The sequence below is a fragment of the Undibacterium sp. TJN19 genome, assembly GCF_049339485.1.
Classification (GTDB): Bacteria; Pseudomonadota; Gammaproteobacteria; order Burkholderiales; family Burkholderiaceae_D; genus Undibacterium.
Genome location: NZ_JBMPPL010000002.1, coordinates 525,147 through 540,654, shown reverse-complemented (window position 1 = coordinate 540,654; position 15,508 = coordinate 525,147). Strand labels below are relative to the sequence as shown.

The 15,508-nt window shown below is 51.4% G+C and carries 14 protein-coding genes and 3 tRNA genes; 15 read left to right on the top strand and 2 right to left on the bottom strand.

The genetic code is table 11. The features are described 5' to 3' along the window. The first annotated feature begins 3 nt into the window (after nt 1-3). The 10 genes from ACO0LH_RS10685 to waaC all read left to right on the top strand — a co-directional run bounded on the left by ACO0LH_RS10685 (nt 4) and on the right by waaC (nt 11,165). The gene (locus ACO0LH_RS10685) at nt 4-411 is read left to right on the top strand and encodes a sugar 3,4-ketoisomerase (protein ID WP_422941053.1); all 408 of its coding nucleotides are present in this window, start codon (nt 4-6) and stop codon (nt 409-411) included. 79 nt (nt 412-490) lie between these two features. Further along, nucleotides 491-1,618 (top strand): DegT/DnrJ/EryC1/StrS family aminotransferase, encoded by a 1,128-nt coding sequence (locus ACO0LH_RS10680; protein WP_422941052.1) that lies wholly within the window; start codon nt 491-493, stop codon nt 1,616-1,618. Between the two features lie 3 nt (nt 1,619-1,621). Beyond that, entirely contained in the window at nt 1,622-2,869 is a 1,248-nt protein-coding gene (locus ACO0LH_RS10675; RefSeq protein WP_422941051.1) for an O-antigen translocase, read from the top strand. Then, on the top strand, nt 2,856-4,259 hold the full coding sequence (locus ACO0LH_RS10670) for a hypothetical protein (protein WP_422941050.1): 1,404 nt from the start codon (nt 2,856-2,858) through the stop codon (nt 4,257-4,259). Before ACO0LH_RS10675 ends, ACO0LH_RS10670 begins: the two co-directional genes overlap by 14 nt. Before the next feature lie 20 nt (nt 4,260-4,279). Beyond that, entirely contained in the window at nt 4,280-5,071 is a 792-nt protein-coding gene (locus tag ACO0LH_RS10665) for a hypothetical protein (RefSeq protein WP_422941049.1), read from the top strand. Between the two features lie 5 nt (nt 5,072-5,076). After that, complete coding sequence (locus tag ACO0LH_RS10660; RefSeq protein WP_422941048.1) at nt 5,077-6,027, top strand: UDP-glucose 4-epimerase family protein; 951 nt, start codon at nt 5,077-5,079, stop codon at nt 6,025-6,027. Between the two features lie 23 nt (nt 6,028-6,050). Further along, a complete protein-coding gene (locus ACO0LH_RS10655; RefSeq protein WP_422941047.1) occupies nt 6,051-6,614 on the top strand; it encodes a sugar transferase in 564 nt (187 codons plus the stop codon). An 18-nt stretch (nt 6,615-6,632) separates the two neighbouring features. Continuing rightward, nucleotides 6,633-8,567: a polysaccharide biosynthesis protein gene (locus ACO0LH_RS10650; RefSeq protein ID WP_422941046.1), complete on the top strand. Its 1,935-nt coding sequence runs from the start codon at nt 6,633-6,635 to the stop codon at nt 8,565-8,567. Nucleotides 8,568-8,606: 39 nt separating this feature from the next. Next, nucleotides 8,607-9,983 (top strand): phosphomannomutase/phosphoglucomutase, encoded by a 1,377-nt coding sequence (locus ACO0LH_RS10645; RefSeq protein ID WP_422941045.1) that lies wholly within the window; start codon nt 8,607-8,609, stop codon nt 9,981-9,983. A 168-nt stretch (nt 9,984-10,151) separates the two neighbouring features. Beyond that, nucleotides 10,152-11,165 (top strand): lipopolysaccharide heptosyltransferase I, encoded by a 1,014-nt coding sequence (gene waaC / locus ACO0LH_RS10640; protein ID WP_422941044.1) that lies wholly within the window; start codon nt 10,152-10,154, stop codon nt 11,163-11,165. Between the two features lie 46 nt (nt 11,166-11,211). Here waaC and ACO0LH_RS10635 read toward each other — a convergent pair whose 3' ends face one another. Then, nucleotides 11,212-11,655, bottom strand: a complete 444-nt coding sequence (locus tag ACO0LH_RS10635; RefSeq protein WP_422941043.1) for a hypothetical protein — start codon at nt 11,653-11,655, stop codon at nt 11,212-11,214. 327 nt (nt 11,656-11,982) lie between these two features. On the opposite strand from ACO0LH_RS10635, the gene ACO0LH_RS10630 reads away from it, so the two are divergent. Beyond that, on the top strand, nt 11,983-12,810 hold the full coding sequence (locus tag ACO0LH_RS10630) for a helix-turn-helix domain-containing protein (RefSeq protein WP_422941042.1): 828 nt from the start codon (nt 11,983-11,985) through the stop codon (nt 12,808-12,810). A gap of 106 nt (nt 12,811-12,916) precedes the next feature. Here the strand turns inward: ACO0LH_RS10630 and ACO0LH_RS10625 are convergent, their stop codons facing one another. Next, the gene (locus ACO0LH_RS10625) at nt 12,917-13,909 is read right to left on the bottom strand and encodes a proline dehydrogenase family protein (protein ID WP_422941041.1); all 993 of its coding nucleotides are present in this window, start codon (nt 13,907-13,909) and stop codon (nt 12,917-12,919) included. A gap of 764 nt (nt 13,910-14,673) precedes the next feature. Between ACO0LH_RS10625 and ACO0LH_RS10620 the strand changes: the two genes are divergently transcribed. The 4 genes from ACO0LH_RS10620 to ACO0LH_RS10605 all read left to right on the top strand — a co-directional run bounded on the left by ACO0LH_RS10620 (nt 14,674) and on the right by ACO0LH_RS10605 (nt 15,373). Continuing rightward, nucleotides 14,674-14,892 (top strand): hypothetical protein, encoded by a 219-nt coding sequence (locus ACO0LH_RS10620; protein ID WP_422941040.1) that lies wholly within the window; start codon nt 14,674-14,676, stop codon nt 14,890-14,892. Between the two features lie 111 nt (nt 14,893-15,003). Further along, nucleotides 15,004-15,078: transfer RNA gene (locus tag ACO0LH_RS10615), tRNA-Gln, on the top strand. Between the two features lie 104 nt (nt 15,079-15,182). Next, nucleotides 15,183-15,269, top strand: a tRNA-Ser gene (locus tag ACO0LH_RS10610). Nucleotides 15,270-15,288: 19 nt separating this feature from the next. Next, a tRNA-Leu gene (locus ACO0LH_RS10605) sits at nt 15,289-15,373 on the top strand. Nucleotides 15,374-15,508 lie beyond the last annotated feature (135 nt).

Sequence of the window (15,508 nt, the reverse complement as noted above, 5' to 3'; positions counted from 1 at the left end):
CAATTGAATTTTCAAATGATACCCATGCGCGTGCTGGGTGACGATCGCGGCAGCCTCGTGGCTGTAGAAGCAGAAAAGGATGTTCCCTTTGCGATAGCAAGGGTCTACTATATTTTTGGCACCAGGGAAGGCGTGGAGCGGGGCTTTCATGCACATAAAATCTTGCAGCAGCTTGCCGTTGCGGTGCGCGGTTCCTGCACGATGCTCCTTGATGATGGCAAGGAAAAAGTTGAGATCAAACTCGATGCCCCCGATAAAGGCATGTATATAGGCCCGGGTATCTGGCGTGAGATGAAAGATTTCACCGAAGACTGCGTGTTGCTGGTGTTCGCCGACCAGCACTATGATGAAGCCGATTATTTGCGTAAATACGAAGATTTTCTGGCGTTCTTGCAAACTGCGAAACAATAAGAAGCCCCTGGCACAGGCAAAGAGCGAAAAGAAAAATAGCTTATCGCCACGCCTGTAATGTCCACATTCTTTTAAACGAATGCATAACATGAAATTTTTACCCTACCTTGAACTCAAGCCCCAGCATCAGGACTTGCGCGCTGAATTGAACCAGGCCTTTAATGAAGTCCTCGACAGTGGCTGGTTTATTCAGGGCAAGCAACTGGAAGACTTTGAAACAGAATACGCAGCTTACTGCGGCAGTCAGTATTGTGTCGGCGTCGGCAATGGCCTTGATGCCTTGCACCTGATCCTGCGTGCCTACGGTATCGGTGCCGGTGATGAAGTGATCGTGCCTTCTAATACCTATATCGCCAGCTGGCTGGCAGTGTCCTATGCAGGTGCTACACCGGTTCCGGTTGAACCTGATCTGGCAACCTATAACATCGACCCGCAAAAAATTGCTGCTGCCATCACCTCTAAAACCAAGGCGATCATGGTCGTGCATCTGTATGGTCAGGTGGCAGACATGGGGCCGGTCATTGCGATTGCCCGCCAGCATGGTTTGAAAGTCATCGAAGACGCGGCACAGTCGCATGGTGCGAAATACAAGGGCGCTATCTCCGGCAATCTTGGCGATGTGGCATCGCATAGTTTTTATCCGGGCAAAAACCTGGGCGCACTGGGTGATGCGGGTGCCATTACGACCAATGACGCAGAACTGGCGCACCAGCTCAAAGCCTTACGCAATTATGGCTCGCAGGTCAAATACCATAATGAAGTCAAGGGCTACAACTCACGGCTTGATGAATTGCAGGCAGCCATGCTGCGTGTCAAACTGAAAAGGCTGGATGGCTGGAACCAGCAGCGCCGTGCGCTGGCGCAGCAATACAATGAAGGCTTGCAGGATTTACCTGGCCTGGTCATTCCGTTTGTACCCTCGTGGTCTGAGCCGGTCTGGCATGTCTATCCTGTGCGGCATGCGCAGCGTGATGCATTGCAAAAGCACCTGCATGATGCTGGCATAGGCACCATGGTGCATTACCCGATTCCACCTCACCTGCAAGCTGCGTATCAGGAAATGCAGTTGCCCGCCGGCAGCTTCCCTTTGTCTGAGCAGATACATGCCGAAATCCTCAGTCTGCCGCTGGACCCTTATCTGTCGCCCGATGATGTCGCCCGGGTGATTGCCGCTGTTCGTGACTTTGCTCTTGGCACCAAGACTTAAACAATGACATTGGTACGCACCAGCTTGCTCAATGCGATTGCGGTTGCCGTCAGGATGCTGACCATGCTGGGTCTGAACAAGCTATTGGCAGTCTACGTCGGCCCCAGCGGTTATGCAGTGATAGGGCAATTTCAAAACGCTGTGACGATGATACTGTCTTTCGCCAGTGGTGCCATTTCAACTGGCGTCACCAAGTACACGGCAGAGCATGCTGACGACGCTATTGCGCAGCAAAAGGTCTGGCGTAGCGCCATGCGCATTTCTCTGATCACTTCTGTCATCGTTTCAGTATTGCTGGCGGCATGTCATCAGCAACTGGCAGCAATACTACTCAGAGATGAAAAGCTGTCGAGTATCTTTTTGTGGCTGGCCGCCAGCCTGGTGCTGTTTGTCCTCAATACCCTGCTGCTCGCCATTCTGAATGGCAAGAAGGCCGTTGCCAGTTATGTCACGGCCAATATTGCGACCAGTATCGTGACCTTGCTGGCGACCTGGTGGCTGGCCAGCCTCTGGGGTTTATATGGTGCGCTGGTGGCATTGGCCGTTAACCAGTCCTTTGTGGCCTTCATTACGCTGGGCTTATGCCTGCGCAATAACTGGTTTAAATTCAGTGCCCTGTTTGGTGAATCTGATCCTGAGATGATGCGCAAACTGGGGGCTTATGCGCTGATGGCCATTGTCACGGCCATCGTTGTTCCTTTGAGCCAGGTGCTCATACGCAACCATCTGGTACAGAATTTTGGCTGGCAAGACGCCGGTTACTGGCAGGCAGTCACCCGTATCAGCGATATCTACCTGATGCTGATTACGACCACGCTGACCGTGTATTATCTGCCACGTCTGGCCGAAATAAAAGTCATGGCCGAATTGAAAAAAGAGATAGTCCGCGTCTATCGCTTCGTGCTGCCATTGACAGCACTGGGGGCAGCCTTGGTTTATCTTCTGCGTGACCTGATGTTATGGCTGGTTTTCACGGAAGAATTCAGACCCATGCTGAACCTGCTGGCCTGGCAATTATTAGGCGATTTCATCAAGATAGGCAGCTGGGTGCTGGGATTTGTCATGCTGGGGCGTGCATTAACCAAACCCTATATCATTACCGAGATCGTTTTCAGTTTATCACTGGTAGGTTTGACGTATTTGCTGACCCCGTGGTTTGGATTGAAAGGCGCGGTCATGGCATTTTGTATGAATTATGTGCTGTATTGGGCTTGCGTTGCCTGGATCTTGAAAAAATATGCCAACCGCTGATACCCGAATTTTCATAGACGATTGTATCGCCCGTGTATTGGCTGCCAGTGATCTGGATACCAGTATACGGCGCGCCCGTGCGCTGGGTGAATTGTTATGGAAGAACAACCTGGGCCACTACGCACTGCCAGACCTTGAGCAAGCCTTGCTGACACGCTGGCTACCCAGTTTTGTCGCACCACCCAGGCCTGCACAAACACGCAAATATCTGCATGTGTTGACGCAGGCATATGCCAGCAGCGGTCATACCCGCGTCGTTGAACACTTGCTGGAAAGCCAGTCCTTGCAAGATGCGGCCGTACTGGTTACCGAAAAAGCGCCCCCAGCCACACTGGCAAAGCTAAGTACTGCTAGCCAGGCATGTATCTGCGTTCCAAAAATCAGGGACCGGCAGGAAAAAATCCAGCATCTGCTCACACAATTTTGCCAGTACCAGACCCTGATATTGCATATCCACCCTTACGATATTGACTCTGTATTGGCCGCAGGTTTAGCCAGGCATTTTTTCGGAACCAGAATACATTTGTACAATCATGCCGACCATGTGTTCTCTTATGGCCATGGGACGGCAGACATTGTGCTGGAACTCAGCTATTTTGGCTGGGAACTCAGCAAGATCCGGGGTACGCACCACAAATGTGTGTTTGCCGGGATACCCTTGAAGTTGCCTGAAACGATCGCTGCCAGGGCAGACAATGCAAACGGCCATATCGCCAGCGCTGGTACTGCCTATAAATATAAACCGGGTGGTGGCTATTCTTTTCCTGACTTTGCCAGGGTCCTGCTGACAAAAACTGATCGCAGCCTGATGCTGATAGGGCCACATCTGCTCACCAACTGGTGGTGGTGGATACCTGCACTGAAAATGGGCAAGCGGGCTGTATTCCACAAACGCATGGCATATCAGGACTATCTGACTTGCATGAAACAGGCCAGTGTGTATGTTGACAGCTTTCCTTTGACCGGCGGCACCGCCTTCCCCGAAATGGCAATCAAGGGCCTGCCAAGTTTTGGGATATTATCGGGTGCGCATGGTTATTCACCGGCGGATCAATTGAAATCAGACAGCCAGACCGCGCTGCTCGCTGATTTGCTGGCGTATTTGCAGCAACAGATACGTCCAGGCATTGATCATGCAGCGATCATGCAACAAATCCGCGATGTGCATGCCGTTGAAAACGTAGCGATTCGTATTAGCAGGGCTGAAAGTGCGAATGAACAAGAAAAACAAGTACCATGGCCTAATCCGGCACCTATAAATTGTGATTTCTATGAGAAAATCTGGGCCACAGGCAAATTGTTTATGCCCCCCATACACAACGCACCAGACTGGAAACTGGGCGTATTATTTTTACGATACTGGTTACAAAGCCGCAAACTGAGCACCTGATCCCATCAAGCACAAAATTTATGATACACGTCGCAATTGTCAGTCACGGCCATGAAGACCTGCTTATTGCAAGCGGTATGGGTGGTTTGCGCGATGCCAGTGCCGACATGCACGTCTGGATCAAGGACAACCGGCCGTCTGCCGCTTTAAAAGCCTATTGCCATCAACATGGTATTTCCTACATCGATGAGCAACCTGGCCTGGGATTTGGTGAAAACAATAATTTCCTGTTTGATCTGATCAGTAACAGCGTAGGCTTCACTGCAACTGACAGTTTCATCGTCATGAACCCTGACATCACCATCAGCCCTGCTACCATCGTAGCGCTGGTGGAAAACATGAAACGCGATGCCTTCCCGCTGGCGACCATCAATCTTTTCCGCGATGAGCAGCATCTGTATGTGGACGCCAATATCCGCCGCTTTCCGAATGTGATTTCGCTGTTGCGCATGGTCGCGGTACGTTCACTTTCCGAACCTTATGACAAGCAGACCATGTCTGAAACCTGTCATGTGGACTGGGCTTCCGGTGCGTTTCTGGCATTTGATGCACTGCACTATCAGGCCTTGCAAGGTTTTGATACCCGTTATTTCATGTATTTTGAAGATGTGGATATCTGTTACCGTTCCCAGCAATTGCTGGGCAAAGGCATACTCTTTTACCCGCAACTCAATGCCACCCACACTGCCGCGCACAAGAACCGCAACCTGGTGTCACGCCATGCGAGCTGGTTTTTCCGCAGTTTTCTGAAATTTTTGTCGCGCCGCTATTTCGTCTACGACAGGCGGGCAAATATTTCTGCCTCAAAATAAACAGTATGAAGCAAGCCATTTTGTTGACCGGCGCCAGCGGCTTTGTTGGCCAGGCTATCGCAAGAGCCTGCCTGGCCGATGGTGTTTCCCTGATTTGCCCCAGTCGCAAGCCATTGAACTGGCAGGCTGACAATATGCAAAATATCCTGGTTGGTGATCTGGCACCAGATACCGACTGGTCTGCCAGCTTGCAAAACACTGATATCGTCATCCATTGTGCAGCCCGCGTGCATGTCATGCACGAAACCGCCAGCGATCCTTTGCAGCAATTTCGCCAGGTGAATGTTGAAGCCAGCCTGAACCTGGCGCGCCAGGCGGCTGTTGCCGGTATAAAGCAATTTATCTATATCAGTTCAGTCAAGGTGAATGGCGAAGCAACCGGACCCGGCCATCCATTTACTGCCGCAGATATAGCCAAACCACAAGATGCGTATGGCGTCTCCAAGCATGAAGCTGAACAGGCTTTACTCGCCTTTGGCAGGCAAAGTGGCATGGCCATCACCATCATTCGCCCGCCACTGGTGTATGGGCCAGGCGTCAAGGCAAATTTCTTGAGCATGATGCGCGGCGTCAAGCGCGGCTTCCCCCTCCCCTTGGCCAGCATCCGCAATCAACGCAGCTTTGTCTACCTGGAAAACCTGGTTAGCCTGGTATTGCACTGCCGCCTGCGTCAGGCCGCTTACCAACAGGTGTTTCTGGCCTCTGATGGCAGGGACTTGTCTACGCCGCAATTATTGCGTCTTTGCGGCGCGGCACTGGGTGTCAGGGCGCACTTGCTGCCATTTCCTGTCAGCCTGCTCAATCTGGCTGCCCGCATCGCAGGCAGGCAAAGTGTCGCTGACCGTCTGTGCCAGTCGCTGCAAGTGGATATTCAAAAAACCCGCGATATGCTCGAATGGTCACCGCCATTCACTGTAGAACAAGGTTTGCAGGCCACTGCGGCCACGCTGATCTGATGACCTGAACTTGATATGAGCCCATGTTAAAACGCCTTTTCGACCTGAGCCTGGCACTGATCGCCAGCCTGTTTCTTATCCTGCCCCTGATTGCTGTCGCCATTTGCGTCAAGCTGACTTCCCGCGGCCCTGTCGTTTACTGGTCAGACCGGGTCGGGCGCAATAACCTGATCTTCAAGATGCCCAAGTTTCGCAGCATGTTGATTGATACTCCTGCTGTTGCCACCCATTTACTGGGCAACCCGGATCAATACCTGACGCCCATCGGTTCTTTCCTGCGAAAATCCAGCCTCGACGAGTTGCCACAACTGTGGAGTATATTGCGCGGCGACATGAGTTTTGTCGGCCCGCGCCCTGCCCTGTTTAACCAGCATGACCTGATTGCCCTGCGTACTGAAAAACAGGTGCATACTATCCCTCCTGGACTGACGGGCTGGGCACAGATCAATGGCCGGGATGAATTACCCATACCCGTAAAAGTCAATCTGGATGCATACTACCTGCAACACCAGTCATTTTTGCTTGATCTCCGTATTTTGTTCCTGACCTTTTACAAGGTGGTGCGGCGTGACGGCATCACTCACTAACCAACATTTTTTATCATGATGCAGTCTTTACTTAATCTGCCGCGCATACACAAACAGGTGATGGCCGCCATGGCTGACGTGGTGTGCCTGCCACTGACCTTTGTGCTGGCAGTCTGGCTGCGCTATGACGGCTTCAATGCGAGCTTGTTCAACCATTATTTCTGGCTCATCGTTTCTGTGCCGCTGATATCGATCCCGGTATTCATACGCATAGGCCTGTATCGCGCCGTCATCCGCTTCATAGACCAGAAGATTATCAGCGTGGTGGTGTTTGGTGTGAGTCTCTCGGTGCTGGTGCTGGCCTTTGTCAGTGTCATGTTGCATATCATGCCCTTGTCGCGCGCCGTGTTTGGCTTTTTCTGGGCGGGTTCCATTTTGTACGTCGGTGCCAGCCGCTTCCTGGCCAGGGCCTGGTTATTACAGGCCGACATGACAGAAAATGCCACCCGCATTGCCATCTATGGCGCAGGCAAGGCAGGTGCGCAACTGGCAACAGCCCTGCGCGCAGGTGGTGAATATGTGTGCGTGGCATTTATAGACGATAACAAACACGTGCAGGGTTCCACCATAGGCGGCGTGAAAGTCTTCGCGCCCGAACAGTTAAAAGACCTGACGGCGCGCCACGACATACGCGAAATCTTGCTGGCCATGCCCAGTATCAGCAAGACGCGCCAGAAGCAGGTACTCGACCAGCTGGAGCCACTGAAACTGAAAATCAAGGTCACGCCATCGATACAAAGCCTGGTCAATGGCGAACTGCGTGTGCAGGATATACGTGAAGTGGAAATTGAAGATTTGCTGGGCCGTGACCAGGTTGAACCTGACAGCCGCCTGCTCAGCATCTGCATCACTGGCAAGCGTGTCATGGTGACTGGCGCGGGAGGTTCCATCGGTTCTGAATTATGCCGGCAGATCTTGCGCCAGCGCCCCGCCAAACTGGTTTTGCTGGAAATGTCGGAATACGCGCTCTACATCATAGAACAGGAACTGAGCGGCCTGCGCCAGCAATTGAAGCTGGATGTGGAAATTTTGCCTTTCCTGGGCTCTATCCTCGACAGCGCCAAGCTCGACCGCATCTTCACGACTTGCGAAGTAGAAACCCTGTACCATGCCGCCGCCTACAAGCATGTGCCACTGGTCGAACACAATCCCGCAGAAGGCATACGCAATAATGTATTTGGCACGCTGTCAGTGGCACAAGCCGCGATGGCGGCAAAGGTCAAGAATTTTGTATTGATCTCCACCGACAAGGCCGTGCGACCGACCAATGTCATGGGTGCGACCAAACGCCTGGCAGAACTGATACTGCAAGCCTGCGCGCGCCGTCAGCAGCACACCCGTTTTTGCATGGTGCGTTTTGGCAACGTGCTGGGTTCATCCGGCTCAGTCGTACCGCTGTTCCGCAAACAGATCATGGCCGGCGGCCCCATCACCCTGACCCATCCTGAGATCACCCGTTATTTCATGACCATACCTGAAGCTGCGCAACTGGTGTTGCAGGCTGGCGCCATGGGTGAAGGTGGTGACGTGTTTGTGCTGGATATGGGCGAACCCGTACGCATCATCGACCTGGCACGGCGCATGGTGCATCTGAGCGGTCTCGAAGTAAAAAGCGAAAGCACGCCAGACGGCACCATAGAAATCCAGCACGTGGGCCTGCGCCCCGGTGAAAAGCTGTATGAAGAATTGCTGATCGGTGACAATGTCGAAGGTACATCCCACCCGCTGATCATGCGTGCGCAGGAAAGTGAATTGCCATGGGAACAACTGAACCAGTTTCTGCAAGAATTAAACGCCGCCTGCACCGCGTTTGATTATGCGCAAATGCGTGCCCTGTTGCTGCAAATAGTGGCAGAATATGAACCACAATGCGGCATTGAAGATTTAATCTGGCAGGCAAACAATACCGATACAGAAACACCGCTTGCAGCTGGCACGACGGTACTCCATTAGTCCACATTCCAAACCTTATACTGATTTCGAAAAGCTACCATGTCCCTACTCTCTCCCAGTATTTTTAAAGCCTACGACATCCGCGGCATTATCGACAAAACCCTGGATGCCGACGTTGCCTACCAGATCGGCCAGGCATTTGGCAGTGCCGCCCTGGCCAAGGGTGAAAAGACCGTTGTCATTGGCCGCGATGGCCGCCTGTCCGGCCCTGACCTCATCACTGCGCTGGCCAAGGGCCTGCAGGCGACTGGTGTCGATGTCATCGACCTGGGTATCGTCGTCACACCGATGGTGTATTTCGGCACCAATGTGCTGGGTGCGCCATCGGGCATCATGGTCACTGGCAGCCATAACCCGCCTGACTATAACGGCTTCAAAATGGTATTGGCAGGTGAGGCCATTTATGGCGATGCCATCCAGGCGCTGTACCAGGCCATCTTGAACAAGGATTTCAAACAGGGCAGTGGTAGCTACCGCACGCATGACATCAAGGCCACATACCTTGAACGCATCATCGGCGATGTAAAAATTGCGCGCCCGCTAAAAATCGCGATTGACTGCGGCAATGGCGTGGCTGGTGCCTATGCGGGTGAACTGTATCGCGGCATGGGTTGCGAAGTCATCGAACTGTTTTGCGAAGTTGATGGCACCTTCCCCAATCACCATCCTGACCCGGCGCACCCTGAAAACCTGCAAGACCTGATACGCTGCCTGCAAACCACTGACGCAGAGATCGGCCTCGCATTCGATGGTGATGGAGACCGCCTGGGTGTCGTCACCAAGGATGGCCAGATCATTTACCCTGACCGCCAGCTCATGCTGTTTGCAGAAGATGTATTGACACGCAACCCGGGTGCGCAGATTTTGTATGACGTCAAATGCACACGCCATATCGCCCCCTGGGTCAAAGCCCGTGGCGGTGTACCGCTGATGTGGAAAACCGGCCATTCCCTCGTCAAGGCCAAGCTGCGTGAGACCGGCTCACCGCTGGGTGGCGAAATGAGTGGTCACGTGTTCTTCAAAGACCGCTGGTATGGTTTCGACGATGGCCTGTATGCTGGTGCACGTTTGCTGGAACTGGTCAGCCGCATGGCCGATATGACAGCCACACTGAACGGCCTGCCACAATCAACCTCGACACCAGAACTGCAATTGCAACTGGCCGAAGGCGAAAATTTCAAGATCATCGCCGCCATGCAGGCCAATGCCAGCTTCCCTGGCTCAGATGAAATCATCACCATTGATGGCCTGCGTGTGGAATATCCCGATGGTTTCGGCCTGGCCCGTTCATCCAACACCACCCCCGTCATCGTCATGCGCTTCGAAGCCGAAAACCCCGAAGCACTGGCACGTATACAGGGCGCGATGAAGCAAGCTGTACTGGCTGTGAAGCCAGATGCGACATTGCCGTACTAATTTTTAAGACCGAAAAGATCACCACAGAGACACCGAGACACAGAGAAAAACAAGAGAAAATCTTTTGAGGCGAGAGTACTTAGCAATATTCTTCACGCTTTTAGTTTTTCTCTGTGCCCCTCGGTGTCTCCGTAGTGAGCATCTTGGTCTTCACCTGCATTTACTATCGTGAAAATCCTGCTTGTTCGTGTCTCGTCGCTGGGCGATGTTTTGCATAATATGCCCATCGTGGATGACTTGCGCCGTCAGTTTCCGCAAGCGCGCATAGATTGGGTGGTAGAAGAAGCCTACGTGCAACTGGTGCGGCTCAATCCTGGTGTAGCCCAGGTCTTCCCCTTCGCCCTGCGCCGCTGGCGCAAGAGCCTGGGGCAGGCTGCAACACGGCAGGAGATCAAGAATTTCTTTCGCCAGCTAAGACAGGAGCAATATGACCTGATACTTGATACCCAGGGTTTGCTGAAGACCGGCATCATCATGGGCCTGGCAAAAACCGTCAAAGGCGGCAAGAAAGTCGGCCTCGCCAATGGTACTGAGGGTTCGGGCTATGAAGGCATTTCCAGAATTTTTCACGACATCAGCGTACCGGTAGACAAGCGCACCCACGCCGTCTTGCGCGGCCGCCTGGTCGCTGCTGCCGCTGGTGGCTATACCGTCAGTACACCGGCCAGTTTTGGCTTGCAGCCACCATCCCTGCCCCCAGAACAATGCACATGGCTGCCCACGACGCCATACGCTGTTTTTTTTCACGGCACGGCTGGTGCTGCAAAAAAATGGCCGCGTGAAAATTGGCAAGCCATTGCCAGCACACTCACTGAATACCAGCTCCCCATCCTGTTACCCTGGGGTAGCCCGGCAGAAAAAGCCGAGGCTGAAGCCATGGCCACCGTAATGCCAAACGCCACCGTCTTGCCTGCACTGCCCATGCAAGCTGCTACTCTGCTGGCACAAAAAGCACGCCTTGCCATCGGTGTCGATACCGGTCTGACGCATATCGCTGCAGCTTACGAAACACCGACCATAGAAATCTATTGCGCTTCACCGCGCTGGAAGACTGAGGGTAACTGGTCAGACAGGATTATTAATCTGGGGGATAACGGCCAGCCAGCGACTGTTGAAGAAGTTCGGGGTGCAATTAGAGTGTTGCTAGAGTCAGCAGGCAAGCAAAACTTTCGTCACCTCTGAAGTCATCCCAGCGTGCTTTTGGCAGGAACCTTGATAGTTGTGCAATCTAATGCTTGGCGAATTTACCCTGGTGTCGCAAAAGAATTGGTCTTATGAACGGGCTAATCGAAAACATATAATCAGGGTTTTCAATATCAGTTTCAGGCTTATCTACACTGGACCAATACCAAACAAGATAGATGTGTATCTGTATATCTTGTTCAAGAAAGCTCAGGAAATGCTTCCAGTTCTCACTACTCAGCAATCTTTCATCGTCATTTATGACGTCACAAAATGACTGCAAGAGCATGGCCATGAGTGTGAATTTTTCATCTTCGCTTAGTTCTCCACTATCATAGACCGCGAGAAATTCATCAATCCTGTTAGCATCGGCAACCTCATATTCCCAGTCCTGCATATTTCTTGTCTCGGGTAAGTTGAAGCGTATTGCCAGCGCATTGATAGCTGCTCTCGTTGAAAAACGACAAAGATAACTTAAGTCTTCAAACATGCATTTCACTCTCATTTTTGATCAAATATCCATCTGTTTTAGCTCTTGCGCCCGCCCTTCAATATGCGCATTGCTTTAATTCTCTCAGATCTTCGTGCATGTTGGTTTGCTTGTTGCGTTTCGACGATTTCTCCTCTTTGCATTGATACAGGCAACATGACTTTATCAACAATGATATCTTCCGATACCTTAATTTCACACGCTTGCGTTTCCCGTCAACTCTGGTGAGGCGGGTAAATCCCGCTGATTTGCAATCGACTCCCCTGGACGTCGGAGAAATGCCAGATGCGGTAAAATGAAAACCCGCCTTTCCATACACCGCGAACCATGGCCTCTTCTTCAAGTCGCAGCGCCTTACCCCATTTCTGGCATGACGAAAAGCTGCCTTTTGTCGAGATGCGGTCTATCAAGGGGGCGCGCAGCATAGGTTATGCGAAGCACTCGCATGAGAACTTTTCCATCGGTGCAATAACCAGCGGAAAGAGTAGCTATCTGAACGGAAAAATGAAAGAGCAGGTCGGTGCGGGGACAGTCGTCATTATCAATCCTGAAGAGATGCACGCCTGCAACCCCGTCATTGACGAGCCCTGGTCTTACCACATGCTATATGTTGATAATGCATGGCTGGCGTCGCTTCAGCATGAACTCGGCTTTAGTGCCAATTCCGACTTCAGGCCGTTTTCAACGATATCGACCAATTCCCTGTTTATGGAATTGACGACCCTATGCGCGCTATTAGCGGATGAACATGCAGATCAATTACAAAAGCATGGCGCTGTCATCGACTTTTTCTCGGTGCTGCAAAACCGGCTTGATCCTGTATCCACCAGCAACAAGGATGCCAACGTCAAGCTCATGCGCGCGGCTGAATTCATCAAGGAAAACTTCAACCGTCCCCTCAAGCTGGAAGAAATCTGTGCCGCTGCCGGCTTGTCGCCTGCCTATCTGATACGTGCATTCAAGCATCAATTCGGCATGACGCCTCACGCCTATCTGATCAATCACCGTATTCAACAAGGCCGCGCCCAGCTCAGACGCGGCCATGCCATCGCCGACATTGCCATCGACATTGGATTCTCGGATCAAGCGCATTTTCAGCGCGCCTTTAAACAACATCTGGCAGCCACACCCGGTCAGTACCGGGGTCGCGGATAGAGCCACATCGTCATCAGTAAATCATCGAAAGACGACCTGGTTTTTTGGAAAAATCAACTTGCGTCAAATGCTATTCCGATTCCGGTCTTCTCTCTTTCATGCGAATTTATGTTGATGCTGCCATGACGTCGATCACTGCCTGGTATAGCCGTACAGGTTCTTCCGCGATGCGGTTGAGCACGTAAAGAAAATATTCTTCGCCAAACACGGCGTATTCCCGTGTCGCAAAGCCACGCCGCTGAAGGGTATCAAGCAAATCAGTACCAAGACCGATCAAGGATTCAAACTCATAGCTATCGCGACGCACATCGTGGGTTGAGATGAAAGCGGATAATTCCTCCTGAATTTGACTATCATGGGTCGCTATCGAACATGGATGTCCACTCGCCAGCAATGACCTTGCGTAACGTCGATAACTGGCCGCCAGTTCAGAACTGTCGCGACTGTAAGCGACATTTTCAGGCTCCAGAAACGCGCCCTTGACCAGGCGAATCCGCCCTGGATAGGCCATCAGCGCAGGAAGATCCTGCGCGGTGCGATGCAACTTGGCCGGCACGGTAATGCCAACATTGCTCAGCCCCGCCTCCGTATGCAAGCGACCATAGGTGGCATAGATATTATCAGCACGATCCGAGCCCTCCATGGAAATCATGACCTCACGTCCCACCGCTGCTGCGGCTGTGGCAATGCGTTTCATATTTTGAAAACCAAGTTCCGCATCGATCACTGATCCCACGTGCGACAGGTCAAGGGAAATCGAACAACGCAGGTTCAGTCTATCGATAGCCGCAATCAATTCAAGGAATATGGTTGTTTCAGATAGCGCCTTACCTTCGTCACGGCAACTCTCACCCATATACTCAGCCGATCCGGCATGACCTCTTGTGTTGATTTGCTCTATGCGTCGCAGCAAATCCGGGATTGTCTCACCGGCGACATAGCGCTTGGCCACGCGTTGCATGTAAGGGCGCAGGCCCGGATCGTAACAAAACCGTGCCTTGGCTTCTTCATCCAGTGCCAATTGGCGAAGCCCATTCGCCGCCTGCGCAACCAGTGGTTGCCATGCCACTGGAAATTTTGGCAAACTTGATTCCTTCATACTCATATCCTGTCGAAAATTGGAAAGAACCAAATGGTAAGCCGCGTACTTCGCCAGAGTATTGAAGAAAACTGCCCTTCGCCCACCTTAAATCTCAGACGCACAACAGTCATCAAACAACTCTTGAATAAGAAATTCTGCAATGCCAAATCACATCAGATCTGATGCAAGAAGAGCGATCTACACGCGGTTATTGCTGAATTTGAAGACTGAGGGTGACGCGTTAGTCAGACAAGACTATTAATCTTGGAGGAATAGATACCCAGCCAGCGTTGTCGAAGTTCAACAGGTAATTGCAGTCTTGTTGAGCAAATGAATAGTCGATATGGGGCACAAATCGAAACGAAATAAATACTGACTCTATTGAAGGTATCTTTAGAATTGGATATTCTGACGAAAAATTAAGCAGCACTACGATGTGGAATCTACTAAACAGATGCTTAGGTTACTAACAATTAAAAATAAAAAAGTAATGCCCAACATTTGGGGTAGGCGTTTTTTCGTTTGGTTCTACAACATTCGTTTATCAAACTGATAGTAAATCAATCGAATACATTTATGGATTTCGTATTAGCATTGCAAATTTCTTGCTAATATCGTAGGGCATTCGGATATAAGATTTCAAACAGGCAATATAAATTTTCCGTCAAAAAAATTCTTAAAAAGAATAAATTCTTCATGCCACGCTTGTTTTATTCAAATACCTATGGCAATATCGCTACATCAAAAACGGTAACACCCATTCAAACAAAGAAGGAATGACAGTGAAAACAACTTTGCTCCCTATGCTGCAAACCAGCTTGCGCAAAAATGCGCAGGGGCTGGTCCAGGCTGGCAAAGTGAGTTGTTATCAGTCTTTGCTCTCATCCAGCGCCACACTTACCGACCTGCTGTCGATATCGGCACAGGCCTTATCGCTTCAGGGCGCATGGTCGCCATATCGCATTCGAGTAAACGCATTACAGGAGTCAGGCACGGGTTAAACCCCTCGCCAACCTGGAATGAAAAGCCCGGATGCCTGAAAAGCACCGGGCTTTTTGGTTTTTGCAACAGCGATATTTGCTGGCTGCAAACGGCAAGCACAAAAGTCTTATAGGGGATTAGCCAAGTTGGTAAGGCACCCGGTTTTGATCCGGATATCCAAGGTTCGAGTCCTTGATCCCCTTCCAGTTTCAACCATTTGGCATTTGAAAAATGGCAAAGCCCGGCAACAGCAGGGAGCGGTTAAATCGCAAGCAATGCATAGGAAGCACAACATAAGAAGCACAACACAGGAAGCGTGGCAGAGAGGTGATTGCAGCTGTCTTGAAAACAGTAGGGCCGTCAGGTTCCGTGAGTTCGAATCTCACCGCTTCCGCCAATTTTTTTGCAGGTTTTTTACGCGTGTGGTGGAACAGGCAGACACACTGGTCTTAATCACCAGGGCCGTCAGGCGTGAGGGTTCGAATCCCTCCATGCGTACCAGCCGGATTTAGAAACAGAATTTGAAAGCGTGGCAGAGTGGATAAATGCACCTGTCTATATGCAGCATTGCTGTCGGGGGCCGTGAGTTCGAATCTGTAAGGGCGCGCAAAACTTTGCACAACTTTGCAGATAAGA

What these genes read in the sequence shown, in the direction of transcription:
- ACO0LH_RS10680 (WP_422941052.1), top strand. Translation starts at nt 491, where the DNA reads ATGCATAACATGAAATTTTTACCCTACCTTGAACTCAAGCCCCAGCAT.
- ACO0LH_RS10675 (WP_422941051.1), top strand. Translation starts at nt 1,622, where the DNA reads ATGACATTGGTACGCACCAGCTTGCTCAATGCGATTGCGGTTGCCGTC.
- ACO0LH_RS10670 (WP_422941050.1), top strand. Translation starts at nt 2,856, where the DNA reads ATGCCAACCGCTGATACCCGAATTTTCATAGACGATTGTATCGCCCGT.
- ACO0LH_RS10665 (WP_422941049.1), top strand. Translation starts at nt 4,280, where the DNA reads ATGATACACGTCGCAATTGTCAGTCACGGCCATGAAGACCTGCTTATT.
- ACO0LH_RS10660 (WP_422941048.1), top strand. Translation starts at nt 5,077, where the DNA reads ATGAAGCAAGCCATTTTGTTGACCGGCGCCAGCGGCTTTGTTGGCCAG.
- ACO0LH_RS10655 (WP_422941047.1), top strand. Translation starts at nt 6,051, where the DNA reads ATGTTAAAACGCCTTTTCGACCTGAGCCTGGCACTGATCGCCAGCCTG.
- ACO0LH_RS10650 (WP_422941046.1), top strand. Translation starts at nt 6,633, where the DNA reads ATGCAGTCTTTACTTAATCTGCCGCGCATACACAAACAGGTGATGGCC.
- ACO0LH_RS10645 (WP_422941045.1), top strand. Translation starts at nt 8,607, where the DNA reads ATGTCCCTACTCTCTCCCAGTATTTTTAAAGCCTACGACATCCGCGGC.
- ACO0LH_RS10635 (WP_422941043.1), bottom strand. Translation starts at nt 11,655, where the DNA reads ATGTTTGAAGACTTAAGTTATCTTTGTCGTTTTTCAACGAGAGCAGCT.
- ACO0LH_RS10630 (WP_422941042.1), top strand. Translation starts at nt 11,983, where the DNA reads ATGGCCTCTTCTTCAAGTCGCAGCGCCTTACCCCATTTCTGGCATGAC.
- ACO0LH_RS10625 (WP_422941041.1), bottom strand. Translation starts at nt 13,909, where the DNA reads ATGAAGGAATCAAGTTTGCCAAAATTTCCAGTGGCATGGCAACCACTG.